This is a genomic window from Priestia sp. 3CA3, from assembly GCF_056836725.1.
The window spans coordinates 1-20102 of sequence record NZ_JBXENJ010000014.1; the positions used below are offsets into that span (position 1 = coordinate 1).

General features: G+C 35.3%; 21 protein-coding genes. 3 read left to right on the plus strand and 18 right to left on the minus strand.

The window, feature by feature from the left end; genetic code table 11:
• Positions 1-94 precede the first annotated feature (94 nt).
• On the plus strand, positions 95-604 hold the full coding sequence (locus tag AC1VNJ_RS24000; RefSeq protein ID WP_482641404.1) for a chorismate pyruvate-lyase family protein: 510 nt from the start codon (positions 95-97) through the stop codon (positions 602-604).
• An 893-nt stretch (positions 605-1497) separates the two neighbouring features.
• Here the strand turns inward: AC1VNJ_RS24000 and AC1VNJ_RS24005 are convergent.
• From AC1VNJ_RS24005 to AC1VNJ_RS24015, 3 genes are all read right to left on the minus strand, one after another.
• Positions 1498-1686, minus strand: coding sequence for an IDEAL domain-containing protein (locus AC1VNJ_RS24005; protein WP_482641405.1), 189 nt, complete (start codon positions 1684-1686; stop codon positions 1498-1500).
• Positions 1687-2157: 471 nt separating this feature from the next.
• Positions 2158-2283, minus strand: a complete 126-nt coding sequence (locus AC1VNJ_RS24010) for an FbpB family small basic protein (protein WP_372586806.1) — start codon at positions 2281-2283, stop codon at positions 2158-2160.
• 63 nt (positions 2284-2346) lie between these two features.
• Positions 2347-2781, minus strand: a complete 435-nt coding sequence (locus tag AC1VNJ_RS24015; protein WP_482641406.1) for a MarR family winged helix-turn-helix transcriptional regulator — start codon at positions 2779-2781, stop codon at positions 2347-2349.
• Between the two features lie 143 nt (positions 2782-2924).
• Here AC1VNJ_RS24015 and AC1VNJ_RS24020 point away from each other — a divergent pair, with 143 nt between their 5' ends.
• Together AC1VNJ_RS24020 and AC1VNJ_RS24025 are read left to right on the plus strand one after the other, a co-directional pair.
• Positions 2925-3401, plus strand: coding sequence for a GNAT family N-acetyltransferase (locus AC1VNJ_RS24020; protein ID WP_482641407.1), 477 nt, complete (start codon positions 2925-2927; stop codon positions 3399-3401).
• A gap of 220 nt (positions 3402-3621) precedes the next feature.
• The gene (locus tag AC1VNJ_RS24025; protein ID WP_114895392.1) at positions 3622-4446 is read left to right on the plus strand and encodes an ATP-grasp domain-containing protein; all 825 of its coding nucleotides are present in this window, start codon (positions 3622-3624) and stop codon (positions 4444-4446) included.
• 424 nt (positions 4447-4870) lie between these two features.
• Here AC1VNJ_RS24025 and AC1VNJ_RS24030 read toward each other — a convergent pair whose 3' ends face one another.
• The 15 genes from AC1VNJ_RS24030 to AC1VNJ_RS24100 all read right to left on the minus strand — a co-directional run bounded on the left by AC1VNJ_RS24030 (position 4871) and on the right by AC1VNJ_RS24100 (position 19992).
• Positions 4871-6154: an MFS transporter gene (locus AC1VNJ_RS24030; protein ID WP_482641408.1), complete on the minus strand. Its 1284-nt coding sequence runs from the start codon at positions 6152-6154 to the stop codon at positions 4871-4873.
• A 225-nt stretch (positions 6155-6379) separates the two neighbouring features.
• Positions 6380-7372 carry an NAD(P)/FAD-dependent oxidoreductase gene (locus AC1VNJ_RS24035; protein WP_482641409.1) on the minus strand — a complete coding sequence of 331 codons (993 nt, stop codon included), beginning with the start codon at positions 7370-7372 and terminating at the stop codon, positions 6380-6382.
• 68 nt (positions 7373-7440) lie between these two features.
• Positions 7441-7683, minus strand: coding sequence for a ferredoxin (locus AC1VNJ_RS24040; protein ID WP_430044760.1), 243 nt, complete (start codon positions 7681-7683; stop codon positions 7441-7443).
• A 68-nt stretch (positions 7684-7751) separates the two neighbouring features.
• Positions 7752-8552 (minus strand): alpha/beta fold hydrolase, encoded by an 801-nt coding sequence (locus AC1VNJ_RS24045; RefSeq protein WP_482641410.1) that lies wholly within the window; start codon positions 8550-8552, stop codon positions 7752-7754.
• A gap of 166 nt (positions 8553-8718) precedes the next feature.
• The gene (locus AC1VNJ_RS24050; RefSeq protein WP_482641411.1) at positions 8719-9675 is read right to left on the minus strand and encodes a VOC family protein; all 957 of its coding nucleotides are present in this window, start codon (positions 9673-9675) and stop codon (positions 8719-8721) included.
• Positions 9676-9724: 49 nt separating this feature from the next.
• Positions 9725-10507: an SDR family NAD(P)-dependent oxidoreductase gene (locus AC1VNJ_RS24055; protein WP_482641412.1), complete on the minus strand. Its 783-nt coding sequence runs from the start codon at positions 10505-10507 to the stop codon at positions 9725-9727.
• 36 nt (positions 10508-10543) lie between these two features.
• A complete protein-coding gene (locus AC1VNJ_RS24060; protein ID WP_482641413.1) occupies positions 10544-11053 on the minus strand; it encodes an aromatic-ring-hydroxylating dioxygenase subunit beta in 510 nt (169 codons plus the stop codon).
• Between the two features lie 23 nt (positions 11054-11076).
• Positions 11077-12381, minus strand: a complete 1305-nt coding sequence (locus AC1VNJ_RS24065; protein WP_482641414.1) for an aromatic ring-hydroxylating dioxygenase subunit alpha — start codon at positions 12379-12381, stop codon at positions 11077-11079.
• Between the two features lie 33 nt (positions 12382-12414).
• Complete coding sequence (nadX, locus tag AC1VNJ_RS24070) at positions 12415-13203, minus strand: aspartate dehydrogenase (protein ID WP_482641415.1); 789 nt, start codon at positions 13201-13203, stop codon at positions 12415-12417.
• Positions 13204-13219: 16 nt separating this feature from the next.
• Positions 13220-14665, minus strand: coding sequence for an aldehyde dehydrogenase family protein (locus AC1VNJ_RS24075; RefSeq protein WP_482641416.1), 1446 nt, complete (start codon positions 14663-14665; stop codon positions 13220-13222).
• Between the two features lie 13 nt (positions 14666-14678).
• The gene (locus tag AC1VNJ_RS24080) at positions 14679-16367 is read right to left on the minus strand and encodes a thiamine pyrophosphate-binding protein (RefSeq protein WP_482641417.1); all 1689 of its coding nucleotides are present in this window, start codon (positions 16365-16367) and stop codon (positions 14679-14681) included.
• A 31-nt stretch (positions 16368-16398) separates the two neighbouring features.
• Positions 16399-17190, minus strand: a complete 792-nt coding sequence (locus AC1VNJ_RS24085) for an SDR family oxidoreductase (RefSeq protein ID WP_482641418.1) — start codon at positions 17188-17190, stop codon at positions 16399-16401.
• A 97-nt stretch (positions 17191-17287) separates the two neighbouring features.
• Positions 17288-18226 carry a VOC family protein gene (locus tag AC1VNJ_RS24090; RefSeq protein ID WP_482641419.1) on the minus strand — a complete coding sequence of 313 codons (939 nt, stop codon included), beginning with the start codon at positions 18224-18226 and terminating at the stop codon, positions 17288-17290.
• Between the two features lie 112 nt (positions 18227-18338).
• Positions 18339-18872 carry a cupin domain-containing protein gene (locus AC1VNJ_RS24095; RefSeq protein ID WP_482641420.1) on the minus strand — a complete coding sequence of 178 codons (534 nt, stop codon included), beginning with the start codon at positions 18870-18872 and terminating at the stop codon, positions 18339-18341.
• A gap of 298 nt (positions 18873-19170) precedes the next feature.
• Positions 19171-19992, minus strand: a complete 822-nt coding sequence (locus tag AC1VNJ_RS24100; protein ID WP_482641421.1) for an IclR family transcriptional regulator — start codon at positions 19990-19992, stop codon at positions 19171-19173.
• Between the last annotated feature and the right edge of the window lie 110 nt (positions 19993-20102).

The following is a 20102-nucleotide window of genomic DNA, read 5'->3' on the forward strand; positions in this document are numbered from 1 at the left end:
ATAGCTTAGAAACCTTAATTAGTAAGTTTATTTTATATAGAATTATGAGGAGGGCTTACAAATAAATACTTATTTAGTTAATACGCCTGATGAAATGATTAATTATTGTTTACGTATTATTTTGTCAACAAATGGCTCAACCACCTTAGCATTAGAATCCTTAATCATGAACAAGGTTAGCTTAAATATTATTCATCAAGAGATAGTCACTTTCAATGATTTACCTTCTGATGTTAAAGTATTTTTTAAGAGTAAAGGTCCGTTTGTTAAAAGAATTACATCTTTAAATTTTGAGAACCGCACTCTTTCTGAAAATGTTGTCTATTTTGACATTTCAACTATAGATAAACCTATTCAAAACAGACTAAGTACCGAAAATATCCCAATTGGTAAAATGTTAAACAGTATGGAAAATAAAAGGGTCATTGTATCACACGGATTTAGGGAATATGATGAGTTAAGTAATAGCTATCTTCCTCATTCAATTTTAAAGTCTACGTATCCTTATAAGGAATATATTATTATTCGTAATGAAAATTGTTGGTTTCATATAACAGAAATATTTCATTCCAAAGAAATTGTTAACTGTATAGCAGATAAATAGAATATGATTGATCACTTTAAAGAAACATAATTAATTAAAGTAGCATCTTAATAAGAGAAGGCACCTTTATTAGGCGTCTTTTCTTATTCTAATTTATAACTGTTTTACCCCGTACAACAATAATTCCTCGATGCTTAGACAATAAAAAATATACCTCTCTTATGTACGTCACAGAAGTCTTGTATTTATCAGCAGGCACATATATCGTCGATTCCGACACATAGCAAACCTATCAAGATGTTTTAACCAAATAAGAGAACGAAAAGCATGGAAACATTTATATAGGAAAATTAATCTCATTTTAATAATTACAACATGTTTCTAAAAATAATGGTTCCTAGAATATATCTTATGTAAACTAGAAAAAGAAATAAGTCAAACCCTCCTCATTTCTGAGTTAGGGTTATAATTTTTATTTATGCATGTAACTGCTGATTAACCAATCTCTTTACTCTCTCATAAGCTTTGACCTCGCCTTGGTAAAAACATGCACTGTTCCAGTCTTCCCTTTTCTCCACACATCAGATTGCTCTATTAACTTATCAATGTGTTCAGTAAACTTCTTTCGTTCCATTCGATCACCTTCTTTTATCGAATTTAGAAATATTTTAAAGTTTTTTTGATAAGTAATATTTCTAGAATTTAGTGAGAATACCTGTTGGAATTTAATATAACCTCCAGGACTTTTAGGAATAAAAGAAATGACCCTTAGTAATGAAAGTAAATTCTTTTATTTTATTGCCTGTTTATGCTCATTTTAATGAGTCATTTTGGTTCTTTTTTGATTTTAGAAATATTACTTATGCTAATTTAAAAAGAAATAAAAAGAAGCCTCAGTCTTTAAAAAAGAAGGCTTCTTTTTAATGAATTTCTACTATATTACATCGTTTTTATTAAGATACAGATTTAAGTTCCTCTGTCAAAAGTAAAAAAGCTTGTTTATCCTTATTCTTTAAAGAATGGTCTATTTCCTTAAGGATCTTACTTCTTTTGAAGTCGTTAATCGTTTGAATCAAAAACAATTCAGCAAGCATTTCATCACATAAACTTGGATCAATGTTTTTAAGTGCATTATTTTCCATTAAAAATCAACCCCTTTATCTTTTCTTCTCTTTAAACATTATTAACCTTTTTGACGTCGTTTATGCGAGATTGATAGATAAAGTGAAATAATGAATATATTTACCCCGTGTATTGATAATCCTCTTGTTATTCTGATTGTTATTTCATACTTATAAACCCTAAAGCGCGCACAAAAACTGTGTTATTTATTTGTTGAAGGAGATTTATAAACTAACTTTTAAAAATATAGGTTCTGCCAGTCATGTTTAACAACGGCAAACCACTAGCTTGATCTATTTCCCTATCAGAAACGTTCGTAAAAGTGTATAGTTTTAGAAGACGTTCGTCATTTATTTTCAAACTTAATCGAACGATGAAAATGACAGGTTTTCTATATAAGAGAGAAGTTCGCAAACATATACTTTTACGGACTGTTTTTGACAAAATATAAGCATTGCCTTGCTCAAACCCAATCTTTATGGATGGGGGACTTAATTACGTTCTGAAAAACCATTAAAATGGTTAGAATAGTGTCTTTTGTTAGCCGGCTGTTTTGTTTCAACACGCTTTTCTATTTTCTCCATTTCCTGCTTATCCCCCGTTAATTCTTCCTTAATTTCTTTTAAGGTATAATCATTCTGAAAAGCTTCTCATGTTATCTCAATCCTCTGTTAGCTACTTTAAAAAGTATTTTTATCTAACTTTTCTTTTATTGTCATCATGGAAAACCAAATTTCATTAATCTCACTATCGGTTAGTCCATTAAACAATGTATTTATTTGTTGATCCGTCTGAATATTAATTTTATCTAGCAGATCCTCTCCTTTTGTTGTCAAGAAGAGAAAGTTTTTTCTATTGTCTGTTGCTGAACTTTTCTTCTTTATTAATTCTTCCTTCTCTAATTTGCGTAAAATTCTGCTCATATAGCTCCTATCAATATTAAGTTCTTGCACGAGATTATTCCCAATACACTCAGTCCTCTCTCTAATTTCAAATAGTATCCGTGCTTCAGTTAATGAATAATCTGTATCAAAAATTTTCGTATCAAATAAACCAAGTACCTTTGCATAAAATCGGTTAAATTGTCTGATATCACCAATAATTTCTTTATTCATACATTCTCCTTTTGTTGACTTTGTCCACATTTAAGATTAATATAACTATATTCTTAAAACGTGGACAAAGTCAACATATTAGGTGAGCCATTTTCACAAACCTTTAGCAATCCTTATTAAAATTTAATTGAAGGAGATCATATATGATAATTCGAGAAATAAAAAAGGAAGACAATGCAAAAGTAAAAGAAATCATACAGAATTCATTAAAATCACTTGGCCTGGCGATTCCTGGAACGGCTTATTTTGATCCTCAACTTAACGATTTTCACCAGTATTATACTAATTTAAAACATGCAAATTACTGGGTAGTAGAAATGGAGGATGAAGTTGTTGGAGGAATTGGTATAGCGCCGTTTAACGAACATGACAACGTTTGTGAATTACAAAAGCTATACCTAACCCCTAAAACACAAGGTTTAGGATTGGCAAAGAAGCTAATGGAAACAGCTTTGTCATTTGCTTCTAAACATTATGCAAAGTGCTACTTAGAAACACAGCATGAATTAAAAGCTGCATGTAAATTATATGAGAAATTTGGATTTGCACTCTTACCTGAACCACTATTAGGTTCCGAACATTCTGCTATGAATGCATGGTATATAAAACCTTTAAATTAATCATAAGAAAACGGCCTTTCTTAAAAATAACAACTTCTATTGAATCAAAATGTACATTCGTAATTTCTCCACAACCAAGGAAGTTTAATCAACAAAAGATGTGACGGAAAACCAGTTTCTACCCATCTTTATAAAAAAATTTAGTGGAATAGCTTTAACATTATAAACTCAAAAGAGGTATTGAACAAAAATCAAATCTATAAAAGCAGGTGAAGACGTAATGAAGACGTTACTATTTGTGACAGATTTATATTATGAAGCAAAAGGAAGAGACTATTATGAAGAGGATTTATTTCTAACTTCTAAACTTAGAGAAGCCTTTAATTTGGTCATCTGTCATCCTGAAGATATTGAAGCATTTGAAGATAATGCTGATTTAATTGTTTTCCGAAATGCAGGTCCAGTTGCAAATTTCAAAGGCAAATATGAAGCATTCCGCAACCGAATTGTCCGTAAACATTTAAACACATACAATTCGTTTAATGGAAAGGCCGATATGAACGGAAAAGAATATTTAATTGAACTTACAAATGCTCATTTTCCTGTTATTCCAACGATTGATACCCTTGATTCCCTAAATAAACTTCCTAGTGTAGACACGTATATCGTAAAGCCGAAAGATGGAGCAGATTCTATTGGAATGGAACTTGTTACAAAAGACGAATTGAGTGAAAAAGTTAGTTCAGAATCGAAAAATACGTTGGTACAACCATTTATCAATTTTGAATACGAAGTCTCATTTTATTTTATCGACAAAGAATTTCAGTATGCTCTTTATGCACCAGATAAAGATAAAAGATGGGAATTGAAAGAGTATGTAGCTACGGAAGAAGATTTAACCTTTGCTAAGCGTTTCATCAATTGGAATAATCTTGACTGGGGAATTCAGCGAGTTGATGCCTGTCGAAGCGAACAAGGGGAGCTTTTATTAGTCGAATTAGAAGATTTAAATCCCTACCTTTCCTTACTAGAATTATCCGAAGAAACACGTCAGAACTTTGTAGAAGCAATGAAAAGATCATTACAAAAAGCTCTTCAAATTTAAATTTTACTGTTCTTATAGAACTATACCAGTTAATATAAGCATCTTAGTTATTCCATTATAGAGCGTTTTAATTGAACAAGAGCCACAAAAAAAGCCTCTCTTTTAGAGTGACTTACATTATGACTATTTTTATGAGGACGAGCATATGAATAAAAGGTGCGCTTTTTATGCATCTATTTGTCACTCAGCCCGAGGCCAAACGTTGATAAATCAAGGATGTATAAAAAGCTGCATACCATATATATTTTTCTGCCTAAGAACCCTTACTCCCAAAAGGGTTCTCTTTTTGCGTGGGTTCCGGAAAGAGACATTATGTTAACTAAAAATGTATGGAATACACATTAGAAATAGCTAATAAAAACAGCACTGCCCTATTCAAATTGGATAGGGCAGTGCTGTTTTTATTACTTTTCACAAAGGATAATTATTTATATATAGCCTTACTATCGGGGACCTCACCCAATTTTGATTCTATGGCTTCATTTTTAACAATAAACAAATAAGCTATAAAACCCAAAATTGCTGATATTATTAACATATTAATGGAAGGGCCAAAACTTCCTCCTGATAAGTCGCGACTCCATCCCATGATATAGCTTGAGAATCCTCCCATAATATTTGTAAAACCCATTATACCAGCAGCACGTCCTGCTGTTTCAGGCGTTGATAGTTTTACAATAAACAAATTGGCTAGATGAAATGTACCACCTTGAGCCCCCATTGCAAGTCCCATAGAAATAGCTGCGATGACAGCATTGGATACTACAACTGAAACCGTTAAAAATAACGCAGTTAATAAGAAAAGAATCATAGCAAGCAGTCCAGGACGCCTAGTTTTATCTGCTAAAAATCCACCAATTAGGACAAAACCTAGAGCGAATAACCACGATAAAGAGGTAATGCCTGTCATAGCTTCTCTTTCAAAACCTTTTGATTCAACAAGGTATGTAGGTAACCAGATGCTAAGTCCAAAGAAAAGAAACGAAGACATTAAACTACCAAACCAGACTACCCAATATCGGTAATTCTTAGCGAAAAATAGTTTTGACTGTGACTTTTCTACTTGATCAACCTGTCTGATATAAGTAATTTCTTCTTTGCTAACACCTGGATGTTCTTCTGGATTATTACGAGTTAGAAAAAGAAACATTGGGATATTAATAAATAGATTAAAAGCAGCTAGAACAAAAAAGGCAGCTTGCCAATGAAAAGTAGAGATAACTACAGTAAGTAATATGGCACCTACTGCGGGGCCAAGGTAATTTCCAGTAATCCAGGAAGATTGAGCCCGACCAAGCTCTTTTTTATTAAACCAGGCTGAAATAAATTTCCCCGATATAGGAATCATCATACCTTCCCCTATACCTAAAATAACCCTACTGATTAAAAACATTTCATATGAAGAAGAGAGACCACCCATGATCATAGTAGCTGTCCATGCTAGTAAACCTAAAACGGCTGTTTTTCGAGCTCCTAGTTTGTCAATAAGAATCCCCCAAAAAATATTAGACAATGCATACGAAATCATGAAAATAAAAGAAATTAATCCTATTTTAGCATTTTTATCTGAGCCAGTTAGGCCAAGATCATTTAGAAATCCAGGGTCTGTTTGAACGACGGAAATCCCCACTTTATCAATCTGGCCGAAAAACCAAAAGAAAAAAATAGGAACTGCAATATACAACCACCTTTTTTGTCCTTGTAACATACTCTCTCCTCCTGCTTTATACAGCGAACTATGTTTTATATATCAAACTTAGCTTGCTGTATAATTTTATTGTCAGGTATTCTTAATAAATAGTATTAAAAAAGTTTTTTTGTTTAAGAGATGATGTTTTGTATACTAAATGCCAATTGTAATTAACAGAAGTATCTAGAGAAAATTCAGCAAATATAATTATTAAGCATAGTTTTATGTTGTTTTATTATGATATTAATTAAATAAGGAAGTACTATGCATTGGCTGCAGTTTAGCTTGAGGGTCTATATACGCTTTAGCATTGTTAACTGCCGTAGGACCTTCGCCAAATCCTGTTGCAATGAGTTTGACCTTTCCTTCGTAAGTGCAAATATCTCCTGCCGCGTAAATACCTTCAATATTCGTTTCCTGTTTAGAGTTTACTACAATAGCATTCTTCTCTATGTTCAATCCCCACTCCTTAATGGAACCGAGAGAAGAAACAAATCCATAGTTAACAATTAGATCATCTACATCAACTACTTCTTTTTCCTTTGTCTTAGTATGTTCTAAAAGAATTTGATTAATTTGATTAGACCCTAATAATTCAGAAGGCACATAAGGAGTCTTCACTTCAATAGAAGAATTTATTAATTGTTTTACACTATGTTCATGAGCCCGAAATTTATCTCTTCGATGTATTAATATCACTTTTTCGGCAATAGGCTCTAGCATAAGAGCCCAGTCAACAGCTGAATCTCCCCCACCTAAAATTGCTACTTTTTTTCCTCTAAATCTATTCATATCATTTACAAAATAATGTAAGTTATGATATTCAAAATGTGCTGCCTTTTCAATTTCCAACTTACGAGGTTGAAAAGCTCCGTTTCCTGCAGTAATAATAATAGATTTAGAAAAATGAAAATCAAGATTTGTAATAATCTTGAATACCCCGTCGGCTTGCTTCTCTATCTGCTCTACAGACTCTCCAAGACAGATAGCTGGCTCAAATATTTTCATCTGATTTTTTAGATTTTCTATTAAATCTTGGGCTCTTACTTTTGGGTATCCTGCTATATCGTATATAAATTTCTCTGGATACAAGGCTGTCAGTTGTCCCCCTAGTTGCGGAAGGCTCTCCAGAATTTTGACCTTTGCTTGTCTCATTCCTCCATAGAATGCTGTAAAAAGACCAACTGGTCCACCACCAATAATTGTGATATCAAAAACTCTATGTTCTTTAATCATAAATATCCACCCTCACTCTTAAATCTTTATAATAGTAATACTCAATAACGAACAGTTACTCCCTCAATCTATTTAGAAAAGTTCAGTTCAAAAGGTACTTGGGCCAATTTTATGGATTCTGTAGGACAACCTTCTACAGCATCTAATACATCATCTTCAAGTTCATTAGGGACGCTTGATCTACCTTTATTACTATCCAACGTAACAAACGCTATTCCTTCTTCATCATAGTCAAAGATATCGGGAGCAGTTGCACCGCAGGCTCCGCAGGCAATACATGTATCCTTATCTACAATTGTGTATTTGGGCATCCTACTTTTTCTCCTCTCAAAATTCATCTATACATCATGGGGAAAATAGGGGTGGTTTTTAATGTATCTTATTCTCGATTATTTCTTTCCAAAAAACTTTTAATGCTGGAATTAAAATCTTCCGGTCTTTCCTGGTAACATAAATGTCCACTTTCAGGAATAATAACTAGATGAGCATTCTGTAACTTAGTATAAATTGCCTTTGCCTCACTTAATGGAGTTACAGAATCTAATTCACCGCAAATTATGAGAACTGGAACTTCTATATTAGTTAATAGATCCATTTGATTTAAATGATAGAGTGAGTGTGTAACTGAGCGATATCCCATTGGTCTTACTTGTTTCATAATTGCAGTTACCCTTCTTTGAACATCTAAAGATGCATAGGGGGATAATAATGCACCTATTCGCTTTTCCGCAATCTCCTCGGGTGAAAGATTTTCAATTGAAAATAATCGATTTTTTAATTTTGATTCATTTTCTTCTAAAGTTAGAGCAGCAGCACCTCTAGTTGGATCAGCTAGTATAAGTTTTTTAACTTTATGCGGATAAAGTGTACAAAAATCTATTGCGATTGCTGCTCCCATTGAATGACCTAGAAGGTAGATTTTCTCTAAATTTAACTGTTTTAACATGCCATTTAAAACATGTGCGAAATCCTTAAAATAATTAAATTCCTCAGCTGGATCTGAACTCTTTCCATATCCAGGAGCATCCCATGCAATAACTGTATAATATTTTTTTAAATCTTTTATTTGTTCTGTCCATGATTGAGAATTATTGCTCATGCCATGCAATAATATTAAAGGTTCTCCTACCCCTTCTATTTCATAATGAATATTCAGGTCTTCAACTTGTACATAGGGCATAACATATTTCTCCTTTGAAATTTTTCGCATGTTATCTCTAAATAACCCTTTTAAAACGAAAACTAGGAATTTTAAGATGCCTAGCCCGTAAGTAACGATCGCCTCTATCAGTAAAGCATACGGTGAAAGTACAGAATCTTTTTAATAACTTAGACAAGGGGGTTATCTATATTTCCTTACGTTCAAGTAATTCAATAATTACCTTATATGTTGATCTTGTATCCATATATGCATATCGTCCTTTTCCATTAAAAAAGTTCCCTGTTTGAATGACCGGGTACCCCATTTCTTCTAACATTCTTATTTTTTCTTCCATGTTTTTAACAACAAACGAGATATGATGGACTCCTTCTCCTACATTTTCAAGGTGCGTCTTCCATGTACTTGGAGTATCACCAGGTTCAATCAGTTCGATTTGGATTAATGGAGTATTAATAAACATGTATCTTGATGTTCCTTCAGTAGCTTTTCCTTCATAAATTACATTTGTCACTTCAGATGGCCCCGAATTAATAATCTCTGGTTTTTTAACGCCTAGTAACTTGCAATAAGCATCAGCAGTTGCATTGAGATTTTTCACAACAAATGCAATCTGTTCCACCTTATTTGTTCCCAATAGAGGTTGCAAATTTTCATCTGCTACTTGTTCCCAATTTGTCTCTCTTGGTTCCGAACTTTCAAGGAGTTCAACTAAAGTTTTATAATCATTTAGTGTATCGACATATGCGTATCGACCATCCGTTAAGGTAAATTCACCTGTCTGCAATACTGCGTATCCGTTTTTTTTCATTACCGGAAGCTTTTTTTGAATGGCATCTACATCAAAAGCAATATGATGAATTCCCTCCCCCTGATTATCTAAAAATTCACGCATGGTTCCAGGGTTTTTATCCGGTTCAATCAGCTCAAATTGAACGGTAGGCGTATTTAGAAAAGCCAATTTAGACTGAGAGTTTGTAGATTCACCTTTAAAAACCACTTTTGATATAGAACTATCACCAGTAAGAAAAGGTTCAACTTTTTTAATGCCAAGTAATTTTGTAAAGGCTTCATTAGCGACCTCAATATCATTTACAACAAATGCAATCTGATTAATATTTCTATTACCTAATAGTGGTTTCATTATGTTAACGCAACCTCTTTCTGAAGCTTCTTTTAACTTCGTTTGTAGGTTAACCAAGACCTCGAACAGATAACCCACCATCACTCGAAATAACTTCTCCTGTGATAGCGCGTGATTCGTCGGATGCTAATAATACATAAGCAGCGACGTGATCTTCTGGCATCTGAGCAAGTTGGAGAGGATTTCGTTTTTTAATACTGCTCGCTTTTGTATCATTATCTACAACTTTAACAAACGGAAGTAATGGCGGAATGACAGAGAGCTCTGTAAGTGTTCCCCCTGGTGCTACCGCATTAATTCGAATTGTTGGGGCGAGTTCGAATGCCAGTTGGCGCATAAGCCCTATTTGAGCATGTTTACTCGCCGTATACCAAACACCTCCGCCATCAGGATAGAAGCTTGCACCCGAAACTGAAAAAATAATATTTCCGTTTGTCTTTTGTAACTCTGTAAGCGCTGCCTTTGCTCCAAAAAAAGATCCTTTTACATTGATATTAAGAAGGAAATCATATGCTTCTGAAAGAGCTTCAGGAGTAACATCCACAAATTTAGCAAATCCGTCAAATACACCGGCATTAGCAATAAAAATATCTAACTTTCCAAATTGATTAACAGTAGCTTTAACCGCGCCCTCATTGTCCTCATATTTACTTACATCCCCCTGGTAGGTAAGAATATTTTCACCAAATTCGGCTTTCATTCTTGCTAGCTTTTCTTTTGAACGCCCCATAATGCATACCTTTGCCCCTTCCCTTACAAAGCGTCTTGCCACAGCTTCGCCTATTCCAGACGCGCCACCTGTAATTAATGCTACTTTATGTTTTAAAATCATTTTACTCCCAGCCTCTCCTTTTGCTTTTAAACTTCTTTATACAAAGATGGCAAGATTTCTCGTATTTATTGTTGTTTGATCTACAATGAATACCCGTTTAGAAAGCTTCCAATGTCCATCCTCAAATATAAATTCATCATTGCGCTCACCTGAAATTAAATCGTGATGAATATCTGTGCTACGGCTTCGATAAATAAGTAAGTAACTCTTTACAACTGCTTGTGTTCCCTCTATAAAATCCATAACACGCACGTTACTAACAAATCGTCGAGTTCTAGAGGGTGGTATCTCTGCCCAAGCATAATCTGTTTTTAAACGTTCTACTCGAAGTTTTAGCAGTTCAATATCATCGTTAAATGTAAACATATCGGCTGAATAATCTGGACGCTCTGTTCCTTCTTTGTTAATTCGGACAGGCATTTGATAACGTAAACTTGAATGCATTAAATCAAACCATTCGTCAAATCGAATATCGTCAAGTAGTTGAGCCTCGGTATATAACCATTTCTCAAACTCATATTTTAAAATCATTTCTTCCATATTCATTTCTCTTCTTTCTCCTCTCTTTACTATGACCTTGCCATCAACTCCAACCAATATTTATAAAAATTACGCTGATTAGCTTCCGTAAATTTATCATCATACACTACACCTGGCCCAATAAATTCAACGGGATCACGGTGGAGTCCCATTGTGTAATTATAGGTAAGGTTCTTTTGAAAAGGCATGGGACCTTGCGCTGCTTCTGTAATATCAGTAAATACTTCTGTATCGTCTTGCTCAAAAATACCAGACGGGCTAAATGTTAAAATAAATGAATCTCTCGAACGATCCTTCCATTCTTGGGGAGCATTCTTTTCTACAAGCATCCATGCTATTACTTCCATTTTATTAACACCAATTGGACGCCACATTCTTAGTGAAGTATTAGAAATTAACTGATCCTTTATTTTTGTATGTGATATTAAAAAAGATAGATTTGGAAACACATTCCCAATCATGTTTTTTAAAGTTGATAATACCTGATATTGCTCTTCAGTTAGATTGCTTTTATATTCATCTTTTAGTTCCTCAGGGAAAGCAAAGTCAGGATTAGGTGTTCCAAGATTTAATCCATGTCCATTATTTGTATAAATTTGAAAACCTCGTTTGGAGTATGTAGCATTTGGCACCATGCCTAATTTTGCAATTGAACCATGAGTCACCATTGTATGATAGGAGTCACCCACGAAATTGTCAGATCCTATTTTCCAGTTAGAATTGACAATAAATCTTTGAGGAGCCCCAATTACCTCCATTTCTGCACGACCTACTAAAATATCTAAATACCATTTAAAATCACCTAGAAAATCTTCAAGAGGCTCTGCATTTTCATTCCATGTTCCAAATAAAAGCTCTTTATAAGATTCAAGTCGAACTTTATGAAGACCCATCTTCGAACGGTCAAGTTCTCCTCCATAAATATCTTTTTGAAGTGGAACTCCGACTAGATCACCTGTATTTTTAAAGTTAAATCCATGATAAGGACAGGTGAATAAGGATTTATTTCCTTTATCAGCACGACATAGCTTCATTCCTCTGTGTGTACACATGTTATAAAAAGCACGGATTTCTCCTTCGTTATCGCGGCTAATAATAACGGAATAGCCAGATAGTTCACGTATTATGAAGTCTCCAGTATTAGGTATTTCGGATTCATGCCCTAAAAAAACCCATGTTTTTAAAAACACTTTTTCATGTTCTAAATCGTAAACAGTTGGATCACCTAAAAGGTATGCTGGAACTATCCCCTCCTCCGGTTTAAGCGTTTCACATAAATAGTTCACTATTTCTTTTTTAGACATTTTTGCTAAAGATTTGTCAGCTTTAAGCATATTTGTACTCTCCTCTCTTCAGCTTAATTCAAATCATAAACCTACTTGCATAGGTTTATTCTTATTTTGTAACGTAGCTAGTAAACTTAACGCAGCTAAATAACTTGTTTTAGGATTATGAGGCATTGGATCATTTTCCACTTCTAGTTTAAGCTTTCCAAATGAACCTGACGCTTCAATGAGATGGGTGTTTTTCAGTACCGTTGGATCAGCAATAATCTTTACCTTTGTTTTTTTACACCCAAGTCCAGCTAAAGATAATACAACAGCAACATTAATGTTTCTTGGGAATTTCTTAATTGCTTCAGCAGCAGTACCCTCAAACAAAAGGTTTTCTTTCTTTAACAAAGTGTTTACCGGTAATGCACTTGGCGGCTTTCTAGTTGTAATTGATACATACTCAAGTTCGTCCAATGCTTTTGCTGATTTAATTAAATCGAGGCCTCCAATTGCACCAGAAGGAAGAAAGATATTAACATTATTTTTTGAACAAAGTTCCTGTATACTTTTTTCAAACGCAGAATCTGCCATTACCCCTATGCTACTTAATAATAAATCTTTTCCACTCTCTAATATTTTTAACGAGTATTCTTTAGCAGCTTCAATTGTTGCTGCTTCTATAATAAAATCTATATCGGAATGTAGAAATGTTTCAAAGTCTTGATATGAATTTGTTTCATACTTTTTTGCAAATTGAAGTGCGATTTCCTCGCGACGGGTATATATCGAAACAACTTTTCCGCCTGAGAGAAGGCCATCTTTATTTATTGCCTGAAGTAGAAATTCGCCTATGTTACCACAACCAATTAACCCTAATCTCATCTTGCTTCACCCTTCCTTAATCTGCAAAACCATATGAATCTGTAAATAACTCTAAACTACAATGTCGTGTTTCCCGAGAAACTCCACTTTCTTTTAAACCTGGGAAATCAAGAGCTAAATCACTAAAAACAGTATGGTTATTATGAAAAATAGCTCCTGCTTCAAGACGATCGGCCAGTTGAATAGCTAATTTTTCATTCTCTGTCCATACAGATGCCCTCAAACCAAATTCACTATCATTGGCCAGTTCCACTACTTCATCAATATCGGAAAATGATAGAACTGGGATGACTGGACCAAATTGTTCGGCTCGCACTAACTCACTGTCTTGATTAACTCCTGTTACAATTGATGGAAGAATATAGTAACCTTTTTCCCATGTTTCGGGGTCAAGTTGAATCCCAGAAGTGATCACATTAGCACCAGATTGAATTGTACGTTTGATTAAATTACTCACATACTCAAATTGAGCTCTATTGTTTAATGGTCCCATTGTTACATCTGGCTGAATCCCATCACCTACCACAACTCTTTCAAACTCTTTTTTTAGTTTTTTTACAAATTCCTCGTAACGTGATTCGTGTACATATACTCGTTTGATAGCTGAACATACTTGCCCTGAAGCTCTTAGAATTCCCATTCTCAGACGTTTAATTGCCTCTTCATTAAGGTTAGCATCTCCTAAAATAATTGCAGGATCATTGCCGCCTAGTTCCATATATACTTTCTGGAGGCGCTCTCCAGATTTTTTCATGATTTCTTTTCCAGTTTCTGTGCTTCCCACAAAGGCAATAGTACGGACACGGGAATCAGAGCATAGTACGTTACCAATCATTTTTCCAGAACCTGTTACAATGTTAATAACACCGGGTGGAAAGTATTCAGCTATTACTTTTAGGCAAGTCATAACAGTTAACGGACAATTTGTTGCAGGCTTTACAACTACTGTATTTCCAGCTAAAATTGCTGGTACAACTCGTTTAAATGTCAAAATCAGTGGCGAGTTCCATGGGGTTATAACTGCTGTTACACCTCTTGGCCTTCTTCTAACTTGTACGCTTTGATTACCAGGAAGGACTTCTGGTTTCCACCAGTTAATTAGCTCTGCGGCGCACTCTTCCATCACTTGAACACAGCGAAGCAAATCTTTTTTCGCTTCTATAAGCGTTTTTCCATTTTCTCGGACATATAATGTAACATTTTCTTCAATAATCTTTGCTAATGCATCAGCTGCATTATTCATATGAAGAGCTCGATCCTCTACACTAGTAAGAGACCACGTTTTATAAGAATCCGATGCAACACTTATTGCACTATCTACTATTTCCTTAGTACATAATGCCACTTCACCTACAACTTCTGAGATATTTGCTGGGTTAATAACATTAGCTGTTTCCTTGACTTCTATCCATTCTGCATTAATAAGATATTTTCCTGAAACACTGGGGTATGTCGAAATCATTATATATCCTCCCTTATAATTTCTTAGGTTTGAATGCTTCAGCAGCACCGGGAGGTCCGCCGAAAGGCTTAGCCATTGGCCCGACTGCCTCCATATCCACAACAATCATGGAAGGTTTACATTTTTCCTTTGCTGTTCTCAGTTCACTAATAAATTCATGGCCAGAACCTACTCTTACAGCATTAAAGTGCATTGATTCTGCAAGCTTCACAAAATCAGGACTTAATAAATCAACAGCGACTTGACGTCCATAGGCAGCCTCTTGAATATTACGAAGAACTCCATAACCTGAATCATCAAATAACACAATAATGATAGGTAACTGCTCTTCTGCAGCTGTGACCATCTCCCCGACATTAACCATAAATCCGCCATCTCCCGCCATCAGCACCACAGTTTTATCTTTACAACCTATTTGTGCACCAATGGCGGTTGGGAGCCCTTGGCCGATTCCACCACCAGACGCGTGGATAGAAGTTCTAGCCTCATAAATTTCAAACAGTCGGCTTCCCCAGACATTAGCTTGTACAGTTACATCACGTACCAAAATTGTGTCCCGCGGTAATATTTCTCTCATTCCATCTAGAATTTGTTCGTATGGTCCAAGAGTCCCGCGAAGTTGTGAACGTATTTTGCTTCTAAGATAACTAATCTCTTCTATATAAGAAGGGTGTACATTCGTTTTTTTGCCCTCAAGCTTTTCAACAAGACCTGTTAATATATCTTTGGCATCTCCAACTAATCCAACTGTAGCTTTATAATTACGATTAATCGCCTGCAAATCGGCGTCAATGGCAATATGATTATGGGGTACTGGCACTTTCCAGTTAGATGTTTCATTTCCTCTAAAACGAACGCCTACACTAATCAACAAGTCTGCTTTTTGCAAAAACTCCTTTGTAGATTCATAGGCAGCAAAATGTCCTATACATTGTTCATGATCTTCGGGAATTGATCCTTTTCCTGATTGACTTGTAATTACTGCTGCACCTATCTCTTTCGCTAATTTTTGTAACTCCTGAGAAGCACCAGCAGAAATAACGCCGCCACCTGCCCATATTACCGGACGTCGAGCATTTAGAATGGTGTTAATGGCTTGGTTCGAAATCATTATTGTTGTTTTTTGATTAGAAGCTACAGATTCAATTTCTTCAAGTGAAACATCGTCAATGATTGCTGATTGGAAGTCAATGGGGATTTCTAGTGATACTGGACCTGATGGTGCAGTTAAAGCATTTTTAATAGATTCTCTTACTATTGCAGCTGTTTGTTGAGGGTTTCTAAGTCTTATGGCACTTTTACATGCGCCTTTCATCATTGAAAGTTGATCTTTGCATTCATGTATATAACCTTTACCTGTTCCAATGTAGGGAGACGCAACCTCACCAGTAAGATGAAGAAGTGGAACACCGGCAGCCCAAGCTTCTACCAATGAGCCAGCTGCATTTCCTGCACCTGTTCCTGTACTTGTAATTACTACACCTAGTTTTCCAGTCGCACGTGCATAGCCATCTGCCATATTTACTGCACCACTTTCGCCACGTGAACAAACGAGCTGGATACTACCTTCTCGAAGAATGGCGTCATAGATAGGCATATTATGTATACTAACGATTCCGAAAGCAACTTCTACACCTGCTTGTACTAGCTCTTTTACAATGGCATCGGCAGTTGTAAATTGTAACTCCTCTTGTTTTTTCATTTTCGGTTCCTACCTTTGCTTAATAATATAATTAAAGTGCTTTACCAATTGCTCCTGCTGTTTCAATAGTAGACCCAGCTACATAGCTCGCTTTTTCTGAAGCAAGGAATACAATAACACTCGCAACTTCTTCAGCTTCGCCTACACGTCCAAGTGGGATATTTCTTTTTTTGGCAAGGTCTTTGTAATAATCTTCTGGATCCATATCTGGAGAATTTTTCAACCTTCTACGCTCCCATTGATCAGTACGTATTAAACCAAGACTCACTGAATTTACTAAAATATTGTCTAAAGCTAGTTCTTGAGATAAAGTCTTACTTAAGTTCAAAAGACCAGCCCTTGTAGCTGCTGTAGCTACCATGTGACGTTCAGGCTCTTTAGCAAGGGTTGCGTTTATATTAATAATTCTGCCTCCACCCCTTTTGACAAGATAAGGGTGTACAGCACGAATCGCGTAAATGATAGCAAAATACTTTAGTTGAATTTGTTCTTCCCATTGTTTATCCGTAATATCAAAGAAATATCCCATCACACTCTGTCCAGCTGCATTTACTAAAATATCAATGCCACCAAAGGTTTCAGCTGTAGACGTAATAAAGGCTTCAACATCCGACTTTAAAGTAACATCACAAGCCTTCAGGAGAACGCTTTCTTTTTTTGCTAATGAAAGTAAATGATCTTGGGCACTTTTCATTCGGTTCTCATTTCTTCCACAAATAGCGACTTTAGCCCCTTCTTTCAGAAACAATTCAGCTGTTTTTAGTCCAACACCTGAAGTTCCTCCCATAATGACAGCAACCTTTCCCCTCAGTCCTAAATCCATGTCTTCACTCCTTTTTTCTGGGATTTGTTCTGTAATCTATAAAATTATGAGGTAAAGAATTTTTTTATTTTTCCTTTATATCGGTTATTTTCCCTTTTTAGTGATGAGTTTTAACTGTATCTTCCTTACTTACCTCTACCCATCCAGGATCCGGTTCTCCGCCCATTGCCTGACGAGCTTCTGGTTTCGGTGGGCCTGCAATTCCCCATTGATCCATTAAATGGGGCACACGTTTCCATACTCGTGCCTTCCACTCAGACTCATCTTCAATTGTTTCAAGATAACATGTATACTCCATAACAAATTCACCTGGATCTTGGAAATAACAAAAAATATTGTTACCTGGTCCATGTCGTCCAGGTCCCCATAATTCCTCAAGTCCAGCTTTTCGAACATTGCTGATACCCCTCATTAATTCATCAACTGAATCAACTTCATAAGCGATATGATTAACCGATGCATGCTTATCTTGATTAAAAGCAATGGAGTGGTGCTTGCGATTGCACCTTAAAAAAGACATCTGATGTTCGCTCCAATCAGTAACCTTAAAGCCAAGTATATCCGTATAAAATTCGACAATCATGTCTAAGTTTTTTGTATTCATAACTACATGATTCAACTTTACAGGATCCACATTTTTATTATTCCAGATGGAAGTTTGGACCTCTACCCAAGCAGACAGCTCTATTACTCTATTCTCAGGATCAACAAACTGTAATCCGTAGCCAGACCCAGCTTCGTCTAAGTAGCCAGGTTGTTTAATAATTTTTACACCTTTTGACTGCAACACTGTTGCTGCATGATCTACTGCATTTTTATCAACCATTCCAAACGAAATATGGTGCAGACCACGTTTGTTTCCTCTATGAAGGCTTAGAATGTGATGTTCAGGTCCAGCTCCTCGAAAATATGCTATATCCTCCTGACCCTGAGAATCTACTTTATCTAGCCCCCAAGTTTTTTCATAAAACTCGACCTGCTCTTCAAAATTAGGAGTAATTAGACTAATATGTCTCAAATGAGTAATACCAAGCATTTTTTATCCTCCTACTATACATATAGGTTTTTTTCATTTCCTAATGATACTATCTAGAGGAGAAGGCTACATTTTATCAGGCAATGCAGCTATTCCTCCTCAGTTATATAAATTAATCTTTAATAATAGCTTCTCTTTCTTTGGATCGTTCTTTACGTAGTTCTTCAAGAGCACTTCCTTCTGGATATGTTGGTAAATTAGGTTTTATTGCTCCAAGCATAACTAACATGCGAGCTTCTTCTTTTCCATGGTTCCTAATTCCTCTGTATATTCCAGGAGGAGTGCTAATACAATCCCTGGCGTTTAATTTAATCTCATGAACCTCACTGTCACTGTCCTCCTGAAGTAATGCTGTAACCTCTCCTTCCAGGATAAAGAAAACTTCTTCTACATCATCATGAAGATGTAAAGGCCCTACGCATCCTGGAGGAAGTACCATTGTACTTAACGTGAAGTGCTCTCCAGTAATAACATTGGAATCATTATTTGCAGTAGCACCTCGCCCAATATATCTCATTTGAGCTCGTTTATAGGATGGATCAATTTCTTCCTGAAACTTCAATACATTCCAGTCGAGTGTGCGATCTTTTAGCCTTGCCACATACTTTTTTTCAAATTCGCTTACAGAAAACGTTTTTTGTGTCATTTTAAAATCCTCCCTTATTTTTTGTGATTGAATTACAGTTGTTTCGTATACGAAACAATGTTTCACTTATGAATTAATTTTAAGATTTAAAACACAAAAATGTCAAGAAAGAATTTAGAAAATTTTTAAAAGTTAATCATTTAGTCTTTTTTAAACAAGATTTATTTATAGGTAAACTGAAATAAAAAACCAACTAACTACCTCGATACATTACTATTTCCCAAATAAAAAAGTGTAGTTACTTCTGTTTAGAAGTAACTACACTTTCAAAAATTATAATGCTAATACATCTCATAATCTAAATATCTTCTGAAATAAAGTTTCTTGGAGTTAACCTTGCTCCTGTATAGCCCATATAGTCTGATAGTAGATTGGAAACTTCTAATAATTTTGGTAATGCAATCTTATCAATAAAATCCTCATGATAGGTTGATTCTGTCGCTACAACATTTAAAGCTGCAATAACCTTTCCAGTTCGATCAAAAATAGGTGCTGCCACAGAATTAATTCCTGGATGGAACTCTCCATTCGTTAGTGCGTAACCTTGTTTCTTAATAGAGTCTAGCTGCTTTTGGAACTCACCTGGCATTGTAAGAGTTTTGTCTGTGTAGGGCGTTAGACTTGAAACATGAAACATCTGCATTACTGTTTCTTTTGACTGGTAGGCAAGCAATAACTTCCCATTAGCTATTGCGTGAGCTGGCAGCCTCAAGCCGATATTTACATTAACAGCAGACACACCCCTAATTGGAGCACTTCCTACATAAACTACTTCTGTTCCATCTAAGATAGATAAATGACAAGATGCTCCAATTTCATCGCGTAAAGCTTCCATGTAGGGCTGAACGATTTCTGGAAACTTCAAACTATTTAAGTAGCTAAAACCCAATTCAAGAACTTTAGGTGTTAAATTATAACGCTTTGTATTCTTATCTTGAGATAAGTAACCCATATTTTCAAGCGTAAATAATAATCTGTATGGTACCGTTCTACTTACACCAAGGTGTTTTGCTATTTCTGAAAGTGATAAACTGGGTTGTTCCTCATTAAAGAGCTTGATAATTTCTAAGCCTCTGACCAATGAATTAGCACTGTATTTTTCATTCTCCTTACTTGCCATTTCAGTATTCCTCCCTTATATTCGTATTCTCAATTTCTTTGTATCGCTAGAGAGTATTCAGCGGAGGAGACTTTGATTTTCTTGTCTTATATTTATATAAAATAAAGAAT

What these genes read in the sequence shown, in the direction of transcription:
- AC1VNJ_RS24000 (WP_482641404.1), top strand. Translation starts at nt 95, where the DNA reads ATGATTAATTATTGTTTACGTATTATTTTGTCAACAAATGGCTCAACC.
- AC1VNJ_RS24005 (WP_482641405.1), bottom strand. Translation starts at nt 1,686, where the DNA reads ATGGAAAATAATGCACTTAAAAACATTGATCCAAGTTTATGTGATGAA.
- AC1VNJ_RS24015 (WP_482641406.1), bottom strand. Translation starts at nt 2,781, where the DNA reads ATGAATAAAGAAATTATTGGTGATATCAGACAATTTAACCGATTTTAT.
- AC1VNJ_RS24020 (WP_482641407.1), top strand. Translation starts at nt 2,925, where the DNA reads ATGATAATTCGAGAAATAAAAAAGGAAGACAATGCAAAAGTAAAAGAA.
- AC1VNJ_RS24025 (WP_114895392.1), top strand. Translation starts at nt 3,622, where the DNA reads ATGAAGACGTTACTATTTGTGACAGATTTATATTATGAAGCAAAAGGA.
- AC1VNJ_RS24030 (WP_482641408.1), bottom strand. Translation starts at nt 6,154, where the DNA reads ATGTTACAAGGACAAAAAAGGTGGTTGTATATTGCAGTTCCTATTTTT.
- AC1VNJ_RS24035 (WP_482641409.1), bottom strand. Translation starts at nt 7,372, where the DNA reads ATGATTAAAGAACATAGAGTTTTTGATATCACAATTATTGGTGGTGGA.
- AC1VNJ_RS24040 (WP_430044760.1), bottom strand. Translation starts at nt 7,683, where the DNA reads ATGCCCAAATACACAATTGTAGATAAGGATACATGTATTGCCTGCGGA.
- AC1VNJ_RS24045 (WP_482641410.1), bottom strand. Translation starts at nt 8,552, where the DNA reads ATGCCCTATGTACAAGTTGAAGACCTGAATATTCATTATGAAATAGAA.
- AC1VNJ_RS24050 (WP_482641411.1), bottom strand. Translation starts at nt 9,675, where the DNA reads ATGAAACCACTATTAGGTAATAGAAATATTAATCAGATTGCATTTGTT.
- AC1VNJ_RS24055 (WP_482641412.1), bottom strand. Translation starts at nt 10,507, where the DNA reads ATGATTTTAAAACATAAAGTAGCATTAATTACAGGTGGCGCGTCTGGA.
- AC1VNJ_RS24060 (WP_482641413.1), bottom strand. Translation starts at nt 11,053, where the DNA reads ATGAATATGGAAGAAATGATTTTAAAATATGAGTTTGAGAAATGGTTA.
- AC1VNJ_RS24065 (WP_482641414.1), bottom strand. Translation starts at nt 12,381, where the DNA reads ATGCTTAAAGCTGACAAATCTTTAGCAAAAATGTCTAAAAAAGAAATA.
- nadX (WP_482641415.1), bottom strand. Translation starts at nt 13,203, where the DNA reads ATGAGATTAGGGTTAATTGGTTGTGGTAACATAGGCGAATTTCTACTT.
- AC1VNJ_RS24075 (WP_482641416.1), bottom strand. Translation starts at nt 14,665, where the DNA reads ATGATTTCGACATACCCCAGTGTTTCAGGAAAATATCTTATTAATGCA.
- AC1VNJ_RS24080 (WP_482641417.1), bottom strand. Translation starts at nt 16,367, where the DNA reads ATGAAAAAACAAGAGGAGTTACAATTTACAACTGCCGATGCCATTGTA.
- AC1VNJ_RS24085 (WP_482641418.1), bottom strand. Translation starts at nt 17,190, where the DNA reads ATGGATTTAGGACTGAGGGGAAAGGTTGCTGTCATTATGGGAGGAACT.
- AC1VNJ_RS24090 (WP_482641419.1), bottom strand. Translation starts at nt 18,226, where the DNA reads ATGCTTGGTATTACTCATTTGAGACATATTAGTCTAATTACTCCTAAT.
- AC1VNJ_RS24095 (WP_482641420.1), bottom strand. Translation starts at nt 18,872, where the DNA reads ATGACACAAAAAACGTTTTCTGTAAGCGAATTTGAAAAAAAGTATGTG.
- AC1VNJ_RS24100 (WP_482641421.1), bottom strand. Translation starts at nt 19,992, where the DNA reads ATGGCAAGTAAGGAGAATGAAAAATACAGTGCTAATTCATTGGTCAGA.